Below are 17,282 nucleotides of genomic sequence, written 5' to 3' on the forward strand. Positions count from 1 at the left end.
GTCCGCCGAGCTCGCCCCGAACGGTGACGTGTGGTCCGGGTCCGCCGTGCGCGACGACCGCGCGTCACCCGACCCGGACCCGCGTCCGCTGCCGTAACGGCACCCTGCCGCCACGGCACCAGCGACGGGCGGGCCCGCCGACGCTCACGGCGGCGTCGGGACCGTCGCCGGGTCGATGCCCGCGGCGAGCTCCGCGGGCGTCGCGTCGACCTGGAAGTGCATCGAGTCGTGCGACGTGCGCCACCGGCCGCCCCACGCCCACACCCGGTGCCCCTCGCGCGTGCGGACCGCCTCGACCGCCGCGACCTGCTCGGGAGTGAGGACCGTGTCGGCGGTGCCGGCCGCGACCTCGGCGGCGCGCTGCTCGACCGTCGCGGCCGTCGCGAACCGGACCGGTGCGGTCGTCCGCAGCCGGTGCGGGTTCCACGCCGGGTCCACGTCGACCGCCGTTCCGTAGCTGTGCAGCGAGGCCACGGTCGTGCCGGCGATGCTGCGGCACGTGTAGGCCCACGTGCGACGGGCCCGGTAGCCGGTGGCGCGCAGCGCGGCGTCGAGCGCGGCGTACGCGTCGACCGCGAGCGGGTTGACGGGTGTGGTGTGGCTCAGCACCCGCACGCGCACCATGAGCGCGTCGGCGCAGCGGTACGCGGCCCACGCGGCGCGCAGCTCGGCCGTCGTGCGGGCCCGGCCCGCGGCCGGGGGCGGGCCGGGCGGCACGGGCGCAGGGGGTGCAGGGGCGGGGGGTGCAGGCGCCGGGACGGGCGGTCCGGGCCTGCCGGGCAGCGGGCGTCCCGCGGCGTCGACGACGTCGGCTCCGGCGTCCGCGAGCAGCCGCCACCCGAACGTCCGGGGGATCAGGCCGTGCTCGACCGTCGTCTCCTCCACCCGGTACCAGCGGCGCACCGCCACCGGGACGACGGACGCCAGGGCCGCCGCGAACGCCGTCGCGTGCCCGGTCACCTGAGGGTGCCGGTGCCAGAGCACCCGCAGCGCGGACGCGGGCGGCGTCCCGGTGCCGTCGCGGGCCACGTGCCGGGCTGCCCACGCACGGACCTGCGTCGGCGTGCCGTACGTCGTGTCGAACAGGTGGATCTCGTCGGGGTCGGCGCCGGCGGCGAGCACCCGCTCGACCGCCGCGCCGCCCCCGGAGTGCGCGGTCAGGACGAGTCGTCCGCGGGTCAGGCCGGGCAGGCCCGTGGCCGACGCCAGCTCACGCACGGCCACCTGCACCAGGTCGTCCAACGCGCCGGGACGTGCCAGCGCGGGGAAGTCGAAGCCGTCGCCGCCGGCACCACCGAACCATCGACCCCGTGGCAGCACGGCCAGCGTGGCGGTGGCGCGGCCGGGGGTGCCGGTGACGGGGTCCTGCCAGTCGAGGCCGGCGATCCGCTCCTTGTCCGCGAGGCGCATCGCGGCGCGCTGCCCGGAGTACCCGTGCAGGTGCACGACGACGTCGACGCGGGTCGCCCCTGCGGGCAGCGCCGTCCAGCGCAGCACGAGGTCGGGCGGGGCGCCGCCGTGCGCGCGCAGGAGGGCGACCGTCGCGACCTCGCGGCGGCCCGCCGCCGCACCGACCGCGGGCACGGGTCCGGGTGGCGACGGCGCGGGTGGCGGCGGCCCGGGTGGCGCGGGTGGGACCGGCCGCGGCGGCACACGCCCCGGCGCGGCCGCCGCGTCGAGCGCCGCCCACGTGCGCGGTCCGACGACGCCGTCGTGGTCCGCTGGGGTCGTCGGCATCGCCACCACCTGGAAGGCGCGCACGGCCGCGGCGGTTCGGGGGCCGAGGACGCAGTCCTCGGTCAGCGGCGTGCCGGGCACGGCCAGCGCGTTGAGCCGACGCTGCACGTCGCGCACGGCGGGGTGCACGGCCCCGGTCCGCAGCAGCCGCGGGCGCCCCTCCGGGGGCACCGGCACGTCCGGGCAGGGGCCGACCGCCTCGGCCGGCAGCACCTGCGTCGTCGCCAGGTCGCCGGTCACGGCAGCGACCTCGGTCCGGCGATCTGGCTGCCGAGGCCGCCCCACGTCCGCTCGATCCACCAGTAGCCGCGCGCGTCGACGGCCACGGCGTTCGTCGCCCGGGCGTCCATGTTGACCTCCAGCCAGTCGGTGACGAAGGAGCGGGAGCCGGCCGCGAGGCGGCGCCCGAAGGCGGTGGCGATGTCGTCGCCGCCACGGCTGTCGCACGGCGCGGCCGCGCCGTAGCCCAGGAGCGCGGCCAGGGGCCCTCCCCTGCCGGTGAGCAGCGTGGCCCACTCGAGGCCCGGCCCGGTCGGCGGCGAGGTCGACACGTCGACGTGCAGGACCGAGCACCCCGCGAGCACCAGGACGTCGACGTCCATGGGTGAGCGCCACCCCAGCGCGGCGGGGCCGATCCACTGGACGTACGTCCCGCGCTCGGGGCACTGCTTCGACTCGGTGTCGATCGCCAGCCTCCCCGAGCGCAGGCCGTGCCCGGAGTAGTAGACGAGGTCCGCCGGGCTGCGGACGAGCCGCGCGACCGGCGCCGGTGGCGTCCAGCCCGGCCGGGGTGCCAGCCGCGCGTCGAGCACCTCGACGCCGCCCGCGCGCAGGAGCGCCATCGCGTCCGGTGCCTCGCGCGCCGCGGAGCCGGTGGACGTGCCCGCGGCGGCCGTCGTCGGCTGGTCGGCGGCGCCGCGCGGTGCCCAGCCGAGCGCCGTCCGCAGGGCCGCGTCGCTCGTGCCCCCGGCACGGACCACCGTCGCCACCTCGGGGCGCGCGCGCTCCACCTGCAACAGCGGCCCGACGTCCGGCAGCGCGACCGCGCGCGTGTACCGGCTGCGTCCGGGGTGCGCGGCCTCGGGCGCCAGCCGCGTCAGCTCGACCGGCACGGGCACGAGCACCGTCGCGGCGCCGGCGGCACGGTTGGGCGGGCGCGTGGCCAGCGTGACCACGACGGTCCCGGGCATGGTGGCGACCGGCATGCCGGACGCCGTCACCTCGAGGTCGACGGTCGCGGTGTCGAGGCCGACGACCTCGTCCCACGTCAGCGCGCGCCCGAACCCGTCGGTGGTGAGGCGGAGCGCTGCCGTGACGACGGCCGGACCGCCGGGCACGGGCACCGCGACCGCGTCGAGCTGCTCCCACGTGTGCGGCCCGACCTTCGCGTCGTGCTCGCGGGGCTGTCCGGGCATCGTCACCCGCTGGAGCTCCACGACGGCGTCCGCCGTCCGGCCACCGAGGACGCAGTCCTCGACGAGCGGCGTGCCCGGCAGGGCCGGCGCACCGGCGGCGACCCGGTGCCGCGAGAACGCGTTGAGCTTGCGCTGCACCTCCCGCACCGCGGGGTGCACCGCGCCACGCACCAGGACACGCGGCCGGTCGCGGGGCAGCACGACGACGTCCGGGCAGCGGCCCGGCACGCTCTCCGCGTCACCGGGCGTGCCCCCGCGCAGGACCAGGACGTGAGCGGGCACCCGCCCGTCGCGCCCGACGACGTGGACGGGCTCGCGACGCCGGGTGGACCCCGCGGCGGTGCGGACCCCGTAGCCGCCGGGCAGCGGGACGAGCCGCGGGTCGACGACCAGGCTGAGCCCGGCGTGCGGCACACCGGCGGGCCGCACGACGACGACGTCCCCGACGGCGAGCGGGCGGGCCAGCACGGCCGTCGGCGCGGCGACGATCTGCAGCACACCGTCCCCGCGGTCCCCGGGGACCCCGCCGTGCACCCACGCGTCGAAGAGGTCGGCCGCGTCGCCGGGCGGCGCCGTGACACCGAGCGCGTGGAGCGCCTCGCGGTGCCACCACGGCGACGTCGCGGCCGCCGGCCCGTACGGCTCGGTGAGCGGCGCCGGTCCGAACGACGCGAGGCCGGGAGGCGTGGACGGCCCCCCGGCGGGCAGGTCGTCCGCGAGCAGGTCGTCCGAGCCGCCGCAGCAGTCACCGGACGCCGGGGCGGCGAGGGCCTCGGCGTCCGGCCACGGGTCAAGGCCGGGGCCGCCGGGGTCGGGCAGCGTGCCGTCAGCCACGTCGAGGTCCACGGCTGCGCCGTCGAGGGCTGACACGTCGGGGTGGGTCATGGCGTCCTCCTCGGACGGGCCGGTGGAACGGGGACCGCGCCGCGCGACATCGGTCGCGCGCACGGCGGCACGGGTCAGGGCGACCGCCCGCGCCGGGTCGAGGTACCCGGCGCCGAGACGCCCGGGCGGTACGTCGGGCCCGGGCCGCTCGCACGAGGCGAGCAGCAGCGCACGGGTCTCGGACACCAGCAGCGGCCGTCCCGCCGCCTCGAACATGAGCGCGACGGTCCCCGTGACGTGCGGCGCCGCCATGCTGGTGCCCGACATGCGGGTCGTGCGGGCACCCGGCGCGTCGCCGCGCGGCGTCGACCGGGCGCCGAGCACCGCCACGCCCGGCGCCGCCAGGTCGGGCTTGCCGCGACCGTCGCGCGTCGGCCCGTCGCTGGAGAAGGAGGCGGGGGGCCGTGCCGGGTCGTGCGCGTCGTAGGCGCCGACCGCCAGCGTGAGGTAGCCGTTGCAGATGCTGCCGAGCGTCACGCGTGGGTCGGCGTCGGCGTCCTGGAACCGCGTCTGGCACCCGGTGCAGCCGCTGTCGCGCTCGATCCACGCGTGCACCCGCCCGTCGACGACGTCCTGCGCGGTGAGCACGACGTCCCACGCGCGGACCGTGGGGTCGGGCTCGACGACCGCACGCCACTGGTGGTCACCGTTGCCCGGGTCGCGCTCCCGGTGCCGCACGCGCGCGACCTCACGGCCGGCGACGACGACGCGGCCGGACGCGCCCGGCGCCACCACGGCGCCGTGCCGCCCGTCGTCGCTGACGAGCTCGATGCGCAGCCGGTCCCGCCCGGGGTACCAGACGTCGATCTCGTTGGGCGTGCGGTCCCGCGGGTCGACCGCGATGCGCAGCGTGCGGCTGTCGCCCGCCCGCAGCAGGACGCCGGCGTGCGCGCGCCGGTCGTGGTAGTTGCCGCAGCTCTGCACGACGGCCGTCCCCGGCCGGGTCGCCAGGACCGTGTCCAGCGCCGACTCCACGAGCGAGCGCCCCGTGTGCTCGCCCGCGTGACGCCCGAGGCTGAGGTTCAGGACGCAGGGGCGGTCGCCCGCCACGTCGAGCACGAGCCGGACGGCCTCGAGCAGCTCGCTGCTCGAGCCGAGGGGCACGCCGGGCGTCGCCTGCCGCCCCAGGTTGACCGCGACGACCGCTGCGTCCGGCGCCAGACCCGCCACGATCGACGACGTGTGCGTGCCGTGCGCGCCACCGCCCGCGTCGAGGTCCGCCGGGTGGTACCCCAGCGCCCGGTACGGGTCGGTCGTGGCCAGCGCCCGCTCGATCCGCTCCCGCCCGAGCAGCCGCCCGTACCCGTACGGCTGCGGTGGCGCATCGCGTGCACCGGGTCCGGCCGGCCGCTGGTCCCACAGGGCCAGCAGGCGCGTCGTGCCGTCCGGTGCGCGCAGCGCCGGGTGCGCGACGTCGAAGCCCCAGTCGAGCACCCCCACCACCACGCCTGCGCCGGTGGGCGCCGCCGGGCCGTCGGGGACCGGTCCGGCGGCGTCACCGGGCAGGGCGTGCGCAGCGGCGAGCAGCGCCAGCTCCTCGGGCGACGACGGCTCGTGCAGCTCCGGCCCGTACGCCCGTGGCGCCTTCTCGCTGAGCGTGGCGTCGTCGTCGTGGACGGCCAGGAGGTCGGACCTGCGCACGCGCGCGCTGACGACGTCGCCGAACGACGCGACGACGCGCACGCCGGCGGGAGGCCGCCGCGGGTCACGGACCCGCAGCAGGACGGCGACCTCCTCGTGCGGCGGGCCCGCCTCGAGCAGGTCCTCGAGCGCGGGGTCCACGATCCCGGGCTACGTCGCCGAGGACGAGGACGCGCCGCCGCCCCGCCCTGCTCCCGCCGGCGGCTTGGTCGCCTTGAGGAGGTCCGCCACGCCCCGCTGGATCGTCGCCGTCCGCTCGTCGATGGTCCCCGTCCGCTGGTCGATCGACGCCACGTGCCCGTCGAGCGACGTCAGCCGCTCGTCGAGCCGCGAGACGAGCGCGCCGACGTCCACGGCGCCGGGTGGCAGCCCGGCCGAGACCCGCAGCACCAGCCGGCCACGCTCGGGCAGCACCTCGCCCGCCACCGGCAGCGTCGCGACGACCTCGTCCTTCGGGGCCTGCGAGTAGACGCGGACCTCCTGGACCGTCAGACGGAACGGCTCGAGCGCCGTGCGTGCGGCCTCGATCTGCGCGCCGACGACGTCGGGCACCTGCCACTGCGACGTACCCGCGGCCTGAGCGCCTCCGAGCACGAGCGCCGGGGCGGCCATCACTTCTTCCCCAGCACGCTGAGCATCAGCACCATCCCGAGCGGGTCACCGAACGGCCCGCGTGCGGCCGTGGACGCGTCCGGCGAGGTCGGCGGCTGCATGAGGAGCATGAGCGGCAGCAGCGTCGCGATCTGGTTGTCGGACGCGGTGACGACCTTGACCTCCTTGCCCTCGATGGTCGCCGTCTCCGTGCTCTGGCTGATCATCGGCAGGATGGCCGAGAGCATCTTGGTGGACTGCAGGTCCGCCTGGAGCGCGGTGGTGCTGCGCTTGCGGCCGTCGGCCTCCTTGCGGAGCCCGGTGGCCAGGCGGTCCTGACCTGTCGACAGGGTCGCGGTCTGCGACTGCAGCGTGCGGACCGCAGCACTGAGCGTCTCGATCTTCTGGTCCAGGCTCCGTGCCGTCTGCTGCACCTGCCCCTGGCTCGCCGGCTTGGGACCCGACTGGGGCACGAAGCTGCTCTGCCGCGGGGGCGTGCGCACGGTGCCCGTGCGACGCCGGCGGCGCTCGTCCATCTCGGCGTCGTCGAAGCCCTCCAGCAGGGCGTCGAGGTCGTCGCTGTACCCGTTCATGCGTTCTCCTCCTGGTTCACGACGACAGGACCGCCGCCGACCTGCGGCACCCGGTGGTCCCGGAGCCGGACGTGCGCACGCACCGCGGGGACGACCCACGCCGTGAACTCCTCGGGGTCGGGTGCCAGCGCACCCGGCCGGCCGCGACCACGGCACCAGCGGCACCCCGGGTCCTCGCCCCAGCACGCGGAGCAGGCCCCGACGGCGGCGGCGAACCGGTCGCAGCGCTCACCCGTGCGGGCGACCTCGGCGCGCAGCTCCCCGACACGCGCGGTGAGCCGGGCGACCAGGTCCTCGGCGGCGGCCAGGCCGGCGACGACGTCGTCCATGCCCCCGGTGTCGTCGGCGCCGTCGTCGGGACCGCCGTCCGCGGCGATCGCCGCCTCCAGCTGCGTCTGGCGCTGCTCGAGCAGCGCGGCCAGCACCCCGGCCGGCCCGTCGGCGCCCGGTGCGGCCGCGGGCCCGTCACCGGCGAGCCGGGAGCGGACGAGCTCGAGCACGGGGTCGACCGTCGGCGCGCTCACCACGCACCCCCGGCCACCAGTGCCGCGTCGACCTCGTCGAGCAGGTCGAGCACGGTCACCTCGTCGACCTCCCACGTGTCGTCCAGCTCGACGTCCTCGCCGACGTCGTCGAGGTCGAGGACACCGACCTCGTCGAGCTCGACGACGTCCTCGTCGTCACCCCACGCGTCGACGAACGCCTCGTCGTCGGCCCACGCGTCGTCGGCCCACGCGTCGTCGGCCCACGCGTCGTCGGACTCGCCGTCCGACGCAGCGGCGGCGGCGAGCAGCGCGAGCAGGCGCGCCGCCCTCAGGTCGGGGTCCTCGTCCTGCGCCGCGGCGTCGTCGAGCGCGTCGGCCCAGTCCTCGGTCTCGCGTGCCAGCGCACCGAGCAGCCCGGCGACCTGGCTCGCGGGGACCGCCGTCCCGCCCACCGGCACGGCCGGGTTCGTGCCGCGTGCCAGCGCGGCCAGCGCCGCCGTCACCTCAGGGCGGCGCATCACGCCGCCGAGCGCGGCGGCCGGGCCGCCCGCCCCGCCGAGCGCGGTGAGCAGCGACGCCGCACCGCCCCCGGGTCCGCGCCCGGTCAACCCGCCGGCGGCGCCGACGACGGAGCCGATGGCCCGCCCCGCGGTCCGTGCGGGGCCCCGCCGCTGCCCGGCGAGCACCGACCCGGTGCCGCCGACCAGCGCCCCGCCGAGGGCACCCCACGGGCCCAGGGCGCTGCCGCCGGCAGCACCCGCGAGCGCACCCTTGCCGAAGCGTGCGACGTGCGGGGCCACGGACGCGAGCGCCCTGCCGAGCCCTCCGAAGAGCTCCTCGTACTCCGCCGGCCCGACACCCTCGCCGAGGGCGGACTCGAACGCGGACTCCAGCTCGGAGTCGCTCAGGGAGGACCACCGGTCGTCGAGCATCTCGCGCAGGTGGGGGAACTGGGTGTCGGTCATGGCCGTCGCCGTCCGTCGCTGGGTCACCGGGCGGTCCTACCGTGCGCCGGGACCCGTCACCGCCGCGTCAACGCCGCGTAGGCCCACCCGTCGTCGCGGCGGCGGGCCCGCGTCCGCGCGGCATCTCGCGCGCCGCCGCCCGCATCACCTGCTGCAGCTGCTCGCCGGGCGACCGCCCGAGGCTGTCCGCGAGCAGGACGCGGTACAGCCCGTACTGGCGGCGCGCCTCCGACGGGTTGCCCTCGGCGAGGTGCGCACGGATGAGCGTGGCCTGCGCGCTCTCCCGCAGCGGCTCGGCGGCCACGGCCGCCTGCGCGGCGTCGATGGCTTCGGCGTGGCGGCCTGCCGCGGACAGCCGCACCGCGAGCGACTCGAGCGCGTGCATGCGCAGCTGCCGCAGGCGCTCGCGTTCGAAGAGCAGCCAGTCCTCGTCCCAGTCCGGCAGCAGGTCACCCACGAGCGTCCCGGGCAGCAGGTCCGGCTCCGCCACCGAGCCGTCCCCGTTGACGAGGCGGAGCGCCTGCGCGAGCAGCCGGTGCAGGTCGACGTCGACGCCGCGGTGCAGCTCCAGGTACGGGCCGCGGGCCACGAGCACGCCGTACCGGTTGAGCTTCCACAGCGCGGTCCGCAGGCTCGCGCGCGCACGTTCCTCGGTCGAGTCCGCCCACAGGCTGAACGCGACGTTCTGCCGCAGCCGCGAGCGCTCCTGCACCGCGAGGAACGCCAGCACCCGCTGCGAGTGCGGCGGGATGCACGCCAGCTCGCCGCCGACGCGCAGCTCGAACCCCTCCAGCAGGCGCAGCTCGGTCAGGGGCGCCCCCTGCGGCGTCGTCGTCGACATGGCGCTCCCCTCCCCCCTGGACCAGCCCCACCGTCCTAGCGCACGGGCGTCGTGCGGCCGTCAACGCCGCATCACCGGCCCCCGGTCCCCGGCGGTGACGCCGCGGCGACGGCCGGAGGACGCGGCGACCACGGGCGCGTGGCAACGTCCCGCTCGATGAGCACCGACCGAGCGCAGCCCGCGCCGCGCACCGCGATGGTCGTCGTCGTGCGCGCGTGGAGTCAGCACGGCACCATCGCCGCACGGCTGGTCCTCGACCCCGAGGGCGGGCCGCGCCGCACGCGGTCCGTCGTCGTGGGTTCGCTCGACGACCTGTGCGCGGCGCTCGCCCGGGAGCTCACTGCCGCGCTCGACCCCGGTGCACCCGAGGGCACGGCCGAGCACGGGCCCTGACGCCATGACGCCTCCCCACGACGGACGACCGGGACGGGCCCGACGGGCCACGGCCGCGTCGTCACGGCGGCGCCACGCCCGTCCGGCGGGATGCCGCCGCTGTCCGGTTTGTCACGTTAGGTGGGGGGTGGGGGCCGGTCAAGGACGAAACCGCGCGCCCCTGGGCGGCGGAAGCGCGGGCGTGCCGGGCGCGGCACGGCACCGGTGCGCGCGCAGGGCCCGGGCACCCGCCCGGACGGCGCTCAGGCCTGCACGTACTGCGCCAGGTGCCGGCCCGTGAGCGTCGAGCGCTCGGCGACGAGGTCCGCCGGCGTGCCCTCGAAGACCACCCGCCCGCCGTCGTGCCCGGCGCCGGGGCCGAGGTCGATGATCCAGTCGGCGTGCGCCATGACGGCCTGGTGGTGCTCGATCACGACGACGGACTTGCCGGCGTCGACGAGGCGGTCGAGCAGCCCCAGCAGGTTCTGCACGTCGGCCAGGTGCAGGCCCGTCGTCGGCTCGTCGAGCACGTAGACGCCGCCCTTGTCGCCCAGGTGCGTCGCCAGCTTGAGACGCTGGCGCTCGCCGCCGGACAGCGTCGTGAGCGGCTGGCCGAGCGTGACGTACCCCAGCCCGACGTCGACGAGGCGCTGCAGGATCGCGTGCGCCGCGGGGATGCGGGACTCCCCGGCGGAGAAGAACTCCTCGGCCACGGTCGCGGGCATCGCGAGCACCTCGCTGATGTCCCGCCCGCCGAGCTCGTACTCCAGCACCTCGGCCATGAAGCGACGGCCCTCGCAGACCTCGCACGTGGTGGAGACCCCGGCCATCATCCCCAGGTCGGTGTAGACGACGCCCGCGCCGTTGCAGACGGGGCACGCCCCCTCGGAGTTGGCGCTGAAGAGCGCGGGCTTCACGCCGTTGGCCTTGGCGAACGCCTTGCGGATCGGCTCGAGCAGGCCCGTGTACGTCGCCGGGTTGGACCGCCGCGACCCCTTGATCGCCCCCTGGTCGATCGTGACGACCCCGTCGCGGGGGGCCAGCGAGCCGTGGATGAGGGAGCTCTTGCCGGACCCGGCGACACCCGTGACGACCACCAGCACGCCGAGGGGCACGTCGACGTCCACGTCCTGGAGGTTGTGCGTGGTGGCGCCGCGGATCTCGATCGCGCCCGTCGGGGTGCGGATCTCGGGCTTGAGCGCGGCGCGGTCGTCGAGGTGGCGGCCGGTCAGCGTGCCGCTGGCCCGCAGCCCCTCGACGGTCCCCTCGTACACGACCTCGCCGCCCGCGGTCCCCGCACCCGGGCCCAGGTCGACCACGTGGTCGGCGATCGCGATCGCCTCCGGCTTGTGCTCGACGACGAGCACCGTGTTGCCCTTGTCCCGCAGCCGCAGCAGCAGGTCGTTCATGCGCGCGATGTCGTGCGGGTGCAGCCCCACGGTCGGCTCGTCGAAGACGTACGTGATGTCGGTGAGGGACGACCCGAGGTGCCGGATCATCTTGGTCCGCTGCGCCTCGCCGCCGGACAGCGTGCCGGACGGCCGGTCGAGCGACAGGTACCCCAGCCCGATCTCGACGAACGAGTCGAGCGTCCCGCGCAGCACCGTCAGCAGCGGCGCGACGGACGGCTCGTCGAGCGCCCGCACCCAGTCGGCGAGGTCCGTGATCTGCATCGCGCAGACGTCGGCGATGTTCAGCCCGCCGATGCGGGAGGCGCGTGCCCCCTCGTTGAGGCGCGTGCCGCCGCACTCCGGGCACGTCTGGAAGGTGATGGCCCGCTCGACGAAGGCGCGGATGTGCGGCTGCATCGCGTCGACGTCCTTCGCGAGGAACGACTTCTGGATCTTGGGGATCAGGCCCTCGTAGGTGACGTTGATGCCCTCGACCTTGATCTTCGTCGGCTCCTTGTACAGGAGCGCATGCAGCTCCTTCTCGGTGAAGTCCCGGATCGGCTTGTCGGCGTCGAAGAAGCCGGAGCCGCGGAAGATGCGCCCGTACCAGCCGTCCATCGTGTAGCCGGGGACGGTCAGCGCGCCGTCCTCGAGCGACTTCGCGTCGTCATACAGCGCCGTGAGGTCGAAGTCGTTGACCTTGCCCATGCCCTCGCAGCGCGGGCACATGCCGCCGATCTGCTCGAACGACACCTTCTCGGCGCGCTTGTGCCCGCGGTCGACCGAGATCGCGCCGCTGGCACGGACGGTCGGCACGTTGAACGAGTACGCCTGCGGCGAGCCGATGTGCGGGTCCCCCAGCCGGCTGAACAGGATCCGCAGCATCGCGTTCGCGTCCGTCACGGTGCCGACGGTCGAGCGCGAGTTGGCGCCCATGCGCTCCTGGTCGACGATGATCGCGGTCGTCAGACCCTCGAGCACGTCCACGTCGGGGCGCGCCAGCGTCGGCATGAAGCCCTGGACGAACGCGCTGTAGGTCTCGTTGATGAGCCGCTGCGACTCCGCCGCGATCGTGCCGAACACCAGCGAGCTCTTGCCGGACCCGGACACCCCGGTGAACACCGTGAGCCGCCGTTTCGGCAGGTCGATGCTGACGTCGCGCAGGTTGTTCTCCCGCGCCCCGTGCACGCGGAGGAGGTCGTGGCTGTCGGCCGGGACGCCGGGTGTCGGGCTCATCTGTCCTCCAGGGCCGGGAGCGGGGCGCTGCTCAGCGTAGGACCGCCCTCCGACGCCGCGGCTTCCTCGTTCCTGACCGGCTGCGTACCCGGCTCCTCGCGCCGCCTCGCCTCGCCGCCCGCCCCGCTGCGTGGCACGCTCCCTGGACGGACGCCCCGGCGTGAGGAGAGCACGTGCACGGACCGACGGACGACGCGATCGGCGAGAAGGGTCCCCTCGACGCGCACGCAGCACGCCTGTCCCTGCTCGACTCGGCGGCGCAGGCGGCCGGGCTCGGCACCTTCCAGTGGGACCTGACCACGGGCACCCTGCAGTGGGACGCGACGGTCCTGGAGGCCTTCGGCTACGACGAGGAGACCTTCAGCGGGACGATCGACGCCTTCGACGCCCGGTTGCACCCCCGGGACGCCGCCTCGGTGTCCGCCGCGCTGGAGTCCGCCATCTCCACGTGCGGCGTGTACGAGGCCGAGTTCCGCGTGCTGCAGCCCGACGGCACGGTGCGGTGGCTCGCCGCGCGCGGGCGTGCGCTGGCGGGGCCGTCCGGGCAGGCCGCCCACCTCATCGGCGTCACGACCGACACCACGGCGCTGCGCGAACGGGACCTGCACGTCCAGCAGATCCTCGAGGACATGTCGACCGGCTACTTCTGGCTCGACGCGGACTGGCGGTTCGGGTACGTCAACGCGGAGGCCGAGCTCATCCTGGCGCGCACCCGCGCGGAGCTGCTGGGCGGTGTGATCTGGGACCTCTTCCCCGCCGCGGTCGGCACCTCGTTCGAGGAGCACTACCGCGGTGTCGCACGCACCGGGGAGTCCCAGGTGTTCGACGCCTACTACCCCGCCCCTCTCGACTCCTGGTACGAGGTCCGGGCGAACGCCGAGCGCGGCGGCGTCGCCGTCTACTTCACGGACGTCACCGCGCGGCGCCGGGCCCTCGACCTGGCGGAGCAGGGACGCGCGCGCTCGGACCTCCTCGCGCGGGTCGCCGGCGTGCTGGCCGACGCCGTCGACCCGGTCCAGGCGCTCGACGCCGCACTGCCGCACCTGGTCCCGGAGGTCGCCGACTTCGCCATCGCGAGCCTCCTGGAGGAGGGCCCGGGGCCCTGGCGCACACGGCTGCACGACGTGGCGGCCCGGCACGCGGACCCGCACATGCAGCCGGTGCTCGACGAGTACCGGGCGCTGCGGGTTCCCGCGCTGTCCCGCACGTCCCTGATCGCCGAGGTGCTCACGACGTCACGCCCTGCGATGCGGTACGGCGCGCCGTCGCTGGAGGACATCGTGGAGCCGGGTCCGGTGCGCGACCTGCTGGGCCGGCTGGCACCCGAGACGCTCATGGTCCTGCCGCTGCGCGGGCGCGGGCACACCCGCGGCGTCGTCACGCTGGCACGCGGCGCCGACCGCGAGGGCTTCACGGACGCCGACGTGACCGCGCTGCGCGACGTGACGGCCCAGATGGGCCTCGCGCTGGACAACGCGCACCTGCACACGGCCCGGCGCAACATCGCCGAGGAGCTGCAGCGCAGCCTGCTCACCGAGCTCCCGGAGCCGGACCACCTGCAGCTCGTCGCGCGCTACGTGCCCGCGTCGACCGGCACGCAGATCGGTGGTGACTGGTACGACGCGTTCCTGCTGCGTGACGGCTGCACGTGCCTGGTCATCGGGGACGTCACGGGCCACGACCTGCAGGCCGCGGTGAAGATGGCGCAGATCCGCAACGTCCTGCGCGGCGGTGCGCACGCGGTCGTGCAGCCGCCCGCGGCGATCCTGTCGGCGTTCGACTGGGCTGCGCAGGACCTGGCGATCGGGGGGTTCAGCACGGCGGTCCTCGCGCGGCTCGAGCAGCCCCCGGAGCTGGCCGCGCAGGGTGTGCGCGTCCTGCGGTGGTCGAACGCGGGCCACCTGCCGCCGCTGCTGGTGCAGCCCGACGGCCGCGCGGAGCTGCTGCGCCGGCCGAGCGACCTGCTGCTCGGGCTGCGCAAGCACACCGAGCGGCACGACCACACGGTGGTCGTCGAGCCGGGTGCCACCGTGCTGCTCTACACGGACGGCCTGGTCGAGCGTCGTGGCGAGCGTCTCCAGGTCAGCCTGGAGCGGCTGCGCGCGTGCTGCGAGCGGCTGGCGCACCTGCCCCTGGAGGAGTTCTGCGACGCCGTGGTGGACGAGCTCGGGCCGTCGCACGACGACGACGTGGCGATGCTGGCCGTGCGCGCCTTCCCGCAGGACGAGCCGCGTCCGCCCGAGGCAGGTCCCGAGCACCTGGCGGGAGAGCAGCCGGCGTGGTGATCCCGGGCCGATCGGGATTGGTTGACGGTTCAAGTAACCTGCCGTAGTCTGTGGTTGTCACGACAACTACAGGTCCGGAGATGACGATGACCACGCCGACCGCGCACCACGCCCCCACCGACGAGGCCGTCCTGGCCCCCACCACGTCGATGGACGCCGTCACGCTGCACGTCGGCGACCTCGAGGGGATGTCGACGTACTACGCCAACGCCATCGCGCTCGAGCCGCTCGAGGAGCGCACCCGCGGGCGCCAGGTCCACCGCGTGCTCGGCCGCGGCACCACGCCCATGCTGCGCCTCGTCCACACCCCCGACCTGCCGGCGGTCGACCCGCGCCAGGCCGGCCTGTTCCACACCGCGTTCCTCTTCGACGACGCCACGAGCCTGTCCGCGACCGTCTACCGCGCCGCCCAGGACCCGCGCAGCCGGTTCGTCGGGTCCAGCGACCACCTCGTCTCCGAGGCGTTCTACTTCACGGACCCCGAGGGCAACGGCATCGAGCTGTACACGGACCGGGACCGGGACCTGTGGCTGCACCGCGACGGCAACCTCGTCATGGGCAGCGAGTACCTCGACCCGAACGCGTACCTGCGCACGCACCTGTCGCAGGAGGCCGTCGACGCCGGGCCCGCGCTCGCCGGGCGCGTCGGCCACGTGCACCTGCAGGTCGGTGACATCGCGACGGCGGAGTCCTTCTACCTCGACGCCCTGGGCTTCTCGGCCACCGTGCGCGGCTACCCCGGCGCGCTGTTCGCGTCGGCGGGCGGCTACCACCACCACGTCGCGATGAACACGTGGAACAGCAAGGGCGTCGGGCCGCGCGCCTCGACGCTCGGCCTCGGTGACGTCGCGGTCACGGTCCCCGGGCGCGAGGACCTCGACGCGCTCGCGGCCCGCCTGCGCGCCCGGGGCCTGGCGTTCGCCGACGACGGCCGCGCGATCACGGTGCGCGACCCGTGGGACACCCAGGTCACGGTCTCGGTGCCGGGCACCACCACGGACGACCTCCTGACCCGCTGACCCTCCAACCCTCCTCCGACCCGGCGAACTCCACCTTCGGCGGCTTCTGGGGCCTCAGAAGCCGCCGAAGGACGAGTTGGCCGCCGGTGTGGGGTGTGTCGGGGGACCGGGCAGAGGTCGGACGGGGCAGGGGTCGGACCGGGCAGGGTCAGGACGGGTCGGGGGTGGTCCTCGCCAGGCGGCGGGCCAGGATCGCCGTCACGACGATCTGCAGCTGGTGGAACGCGATGACCGGCAGCGCGACGCTCGCCGCGACCGCGGGCGCGAACAGCACCGCCGCCATCGGCAGGCCCGTGGCCGCCGACTTCTTCGACCCGCACATCAGCAGCGCGATGCGGTCCGGGCGGTCCAGGCCGAGCCAGCCGCCGACGGTCCAGGTCACGCCGAGCATGGCGGCCAGCACGACCCCGCACACGACCAGCAGGACCGCCAGCGACCCGACCGTCAGCTCGTCCCACGCACCGGCGGACTGCGCCTCGCTCACGGACGTGAACACGACCAGCAGGATCGTGGCGCGGTCGGTGACGCGCGTCAGGCCGCCGTGCCGCCGCAGCCACCCCCCGATCCAGGGCTGCACGCACTGCCCGACGACGAACGGCAGCAGCAGCTGCAGCAGGATGCCGCCCACGGCACCGCCGTCGAGCCCCGCACCCGTCGCCCCCAGCAGCACCGCCACCAGCAGCGGCGTGACCAGCACCCCCAGGACGTTGGAGATCGTCGCGCCCGTGATGGCGCCGGCCACGTTGCCGCGGGCGATGGACGTCATGACGACCGACGACTGCACGGTCGACGGCAGCACCGACAGGTAGAGCAGACCGCGCCGCAGGTCGGGCGCCAGGACGGCGTCGGGTAGCAGCTGAACGGCCAGGCCCAGCAGCGGGAACAGCACGTACGTCGCACCGAGCAGCGTGCCCTGCAACCGGAAGCGCCGCAGACCGTCGACGACCTCCCGCGTGGGCATCCGCGCCCCGTACAGGAAGAACAGCACGACGATCGCCACGGTGCGGACCGTGTCGAGCGCCGCACCGACGCCGTCGGGGACCGGGACGAGCAGCGCCAGCGCGAGGACGCCGAGGATCATCGCGGTCAGCGGGTCGACCCACCGCAGCCAGGCCGGCGCCCTCATGCGTGACGACGAGGGATGAGGGCGCCCGGGTTCACGCGCTCATCCTCCCCCACGGCCACGCCTCCCCGGCACCCTCCCGCACGGTGACGCGGACCACCTCCCCAGCGCCCCCGGGCCGGTCAGGCCCCTGCGGGTCCCCCCGGGGAGCATGTCGGAGCGGTCACAGCAGGCCCGCGAGCCGGTAGAGCACGAGCGACCCGGCGACGGCGACGTTGAGGCTCGCGCCCGCACCGACCATCGGGATCTCGACGACGACGTCCAGCAGGTCGAGGGCCTCCGGGGGGATGCCGGTCTGCTCGTGCCCGAGCACGACGACCGTGCGTCGGCGCGCGGCGGGCAGGTCACCGAGCCGCACGGCCTCCTCCGCGAGCTCGACCCCGACGACCGCCGACCCGGCGGCCCGCTGCTTGGTGAGCCACGAGACCCGGTTCCCCGTCCAGTGGACGCACGCCGGCCGCCGCAGCGTGTTGCCGCGTTCGAGCGCCTCGGGCACCCAGGGCAGCCGCGGCACGGCGAGGCACGCGCCGACGGCGTCGCACGTGCGCAGCAGCGTGCCGAGGTTCGCGCCGTGCAGCGGCCACAGCGGGGCGACGACCAGGTGGTCCCAGCACGGGTGCGGGCGACGACGACGTTGCTGCCGCAGGTCCTCGCGGGTGCGGACGCGCACCTGCGGGCCGGTCACGGGTGGACGAGGGCGAGC

The 17,282-nt window shown here is 75.8% G+C and carries 13 protein-coding genes; 3 read left to right on the plus strand and 10 right to left on the minus strand.

From position 1 onward, the window contains the following. Window positions 1–144: 144 nt before the first annotated feature. The 7 genes from IR158_RS01245 to IR158_RS01275 all read right to left on the minus strand — a co-directional run bounded on the left by IR158_RS01245 (window position 145) and on the right by IR158_RS01275 (window position 9,153). Complete coding sequence (locus tag IR158_RS01245; RefSeq protein ID WP_291808440.1) at window positions 145–1,977, minus strand: M15 family metallopeptidase; 1,833 nt, start codon at window positions 1,975–1,977, stop codon at window positions 145–147. Then, window positions 1,974–5,819 (minus strand): S8 family serine peptidase, encoded by a 3,846-nt coding sequence (locus IR158_RS01250; protein WP_291808441.1) that lies wholly within the window; start codon window positions 5,817–5,819, stop codon window positions 1,974–1,976. Before IR158_RS01250 ends, IR158_RS01245 begins: the two co-directional genes overlap by 4 nt. A 9-nt stretch (window positions 5,820–5,828) precedes the next feature. Then, window positions 5,829–6,290 carry a PASTA domain-containing protein gene (locus IR158_RS01255; protein WP_291808442.1) on the minus strand — a complete coding sequence of 154 codons (462 nt, stop codon included), beginning with the start codon at window positions 6,288–6,290 and terminating at the stop codon, window positions 5,829–5,831. Next, a complete protein-coding gene (locus tag IR158_RS01260) occupies window positions 6,290–6,862 on the minus strand; it encodes a hypothetical protein (protein WP_291808444.1) in 573 nt (190 codons plus the stop codon). The genes IR158_RS01255 and IR158_RS01260 overlap by 1 nt, the downstream gene beginning before the upstream one ends. Beyond that, window positions 6,859–7,386: a hypothetical protein gene (locus IR158_RS01265; protein WP_291808447.1), complete on the minus strand. Its 528-nt coding sequence runs from the start codon at window positions 7,384–7,386 to the stop codon at window positions 6,859–6,861. The genes IR158_RS01260 and IR158_RS01265 overlap by 4 nt, the downstream gene beginning before the upstream one ends. Then, window positions 7,383–8,312, minus strand: a complete 930-nt coding sequence (locus IR158_RS01270; protein WP_291808449.1) for a hypothetical protein — start codon at window positions 8,310–8,312, stop codon at window positions 7,383–7,385. The genes IR158_RS01265 and IR158_RS01270 overlap by 4 nt, the downstream gene beginning before the upstream one ends. A 67-nt stretch (window positions 8,313–8,379) precedes the next feature. After that, a complete protein-coding gene (locus tag IR158_RS01275) occupies window positions 8,380–9,153 on the minus strand; it encodes a BTAD domain-containing putative transcriptional regulator (RefSeq protein WP_291808452.1) in 774 nt (257 codons plus the stop codon). Between the two features lie 156 nt (window positions 9,154–9,309). Here IR158_RS01275 and IR158_RS01280 point away from each other — a divergent pair, with 156 nt between their 5' ends. Then, window positions 9,310–9,546, plus strand: coding sequence for a hypothetical protein (locus tag IR158_RS01280; RefSeq protein ID WP_291808455.1), 237 nt, complete (start codon window positions 9,310–9,312; stop codon window positions 9,544–9,546). A gap of 242 nt (window positions 9,547–9,788) precedes the next feature. On the opposite strand, the gene IR158_RS01285 is transcribed toward IR158_RS01280, so the two are convergent. Further along, complete coding sequence (locus IR158_RS01285) at window positions 9,789–12,152, minus strand: excinuclease ABC subunit UvrA (RefSeq protein WP_291808458.1); 2,364 nt, start codon at window positions 12,150–12,152, stop codon at window positions 9,789–9,791. 173 nt (window positions 12,153–12,325) lie between these two features. Between IR158_RS01285 and IR158_RS01290 the strand changes: the two genes are divergently transcribed. Both IR158_RS01290 and IR158_RS01295 read left to right on the plus strand, forming a co-directional pair. After that, window positions 12,326–14,437 carry a SpoIIE family protein phosphatase gene (locus tag IR158_RS01290; protein ID WP_291808461.1) on the plus strand — a complete coding sequence of 704 codons (2,112 nt, stop codon included), beginning with the start codon at window positions 12,326–12,328 and terminating at the stop codon, window positions 14,435–14,437. A gap of 86 nt (window positions 14,438–14,523) precedes the next feature. Further along, a complete protein-coding gene (locus IR158_RS01295) occupies window positions 14,524–15,456 on the plus strand; it encodes a VOC family protein (protein WP_291808464.1) in 933 nt (310 codons plus the stop codon). A 148-nt stretch (window positions 15,457–15,604) separates the two neighbouring features. On the opposite strand, the gene IR158_RS01300 is transcribed toward IR158_RS01295, so the two are convergent. Next, window positions 15,605–16,582: a bile acid:sodium symporter family protein gene (locus tag IR158_RS01300; RefSeq protein ID WP_291808466.1), complete on the minus strand. Its 978-nt coding sequence runs from the start codon at window positions 16,580–16,582 to the stop codon at window positions 15,605–15,607. 160 nt (window positions 16,583–16,742) lie between these two features. Beyond that, window positions 16,743–17,264, minus strand: a complete 522-nt coding sequence (locus IR158_RS01305; RefSeq protein WP_291808467.1) for a TrmH family RNA methyltransferase — start codon at window positions 17,262–17,264, stop codon at window positions 16,743–16,745. Window positions 17,265–17,282: the final 18 nt, after the last annotated feature.

This window comes from Cellulomonas sp., assembly GCF_015234515.1.
Lineage (GTDB): Bacteria > Actinomycetota > Actinomycetes > Actinomycetales > Cellulomonadaceae > Cellulomonas.

Bases quoted from the DNA above. Each gene is read 5' to 3' on its own strand.
- IR158_RS01285 (WP_291808458.1), bottom strand. From the start codon at position 12,152: ATGAGCCCGACACCCGGCGTCCCGGCCGACAGCCACGACCTCCTCCGC.
- IR158_RS01255 (WP_291808442.1), bottom strand. From the start codon at position 6,290: ATGGCCGCCCCGGCGCTCGTGCTCGGAGGCGCTCAGGCCGCGGGTACG.
- IR158_RS01260 (WP_291808444.1), bottom strand. From the start codon at position 6,862: ATGAACGGGTACAGCGACGACCTCGACGCCCTGCTGGAGGGCTTCGAC.
- IR158_RS01295 (WP_291808464.1), top strand. From the start codon at position 14,524: ATGACCACGCCGACCGCGCACCACGCCCCCACCGACGAGGCCGTCCTG.
- IR158_RS01275 (WP_291808452.1), bottom strand. From the start codon at position 9,153: ATGTCGACGACGACGCCGCAGGGGGCGCCCCTGACCGAGCTGCGCCTG.
- IR158_RS01300 (WP_291808466.1), bottom strand. From the start codon at position 16,582: ATGAGGGCGCCGGCCTGGCTGCGGTGGGTCGACCCGCTGACCGCGATG.
- IR158_RS01270 (WP_291808449.1), bottom strand. From the start codon at position 8,312: ATGACCGACACCCAGTTCCCCCACCTGCGCGAGATGCTCGACGACCGG.
- IR158_RS01280 (WP_291808455.1), top strand. From the start codon at position 9,310: ATGAGCACCGACCGAGCGCAGCCCGCGCCGCGCACCGCGATGGTCGTC.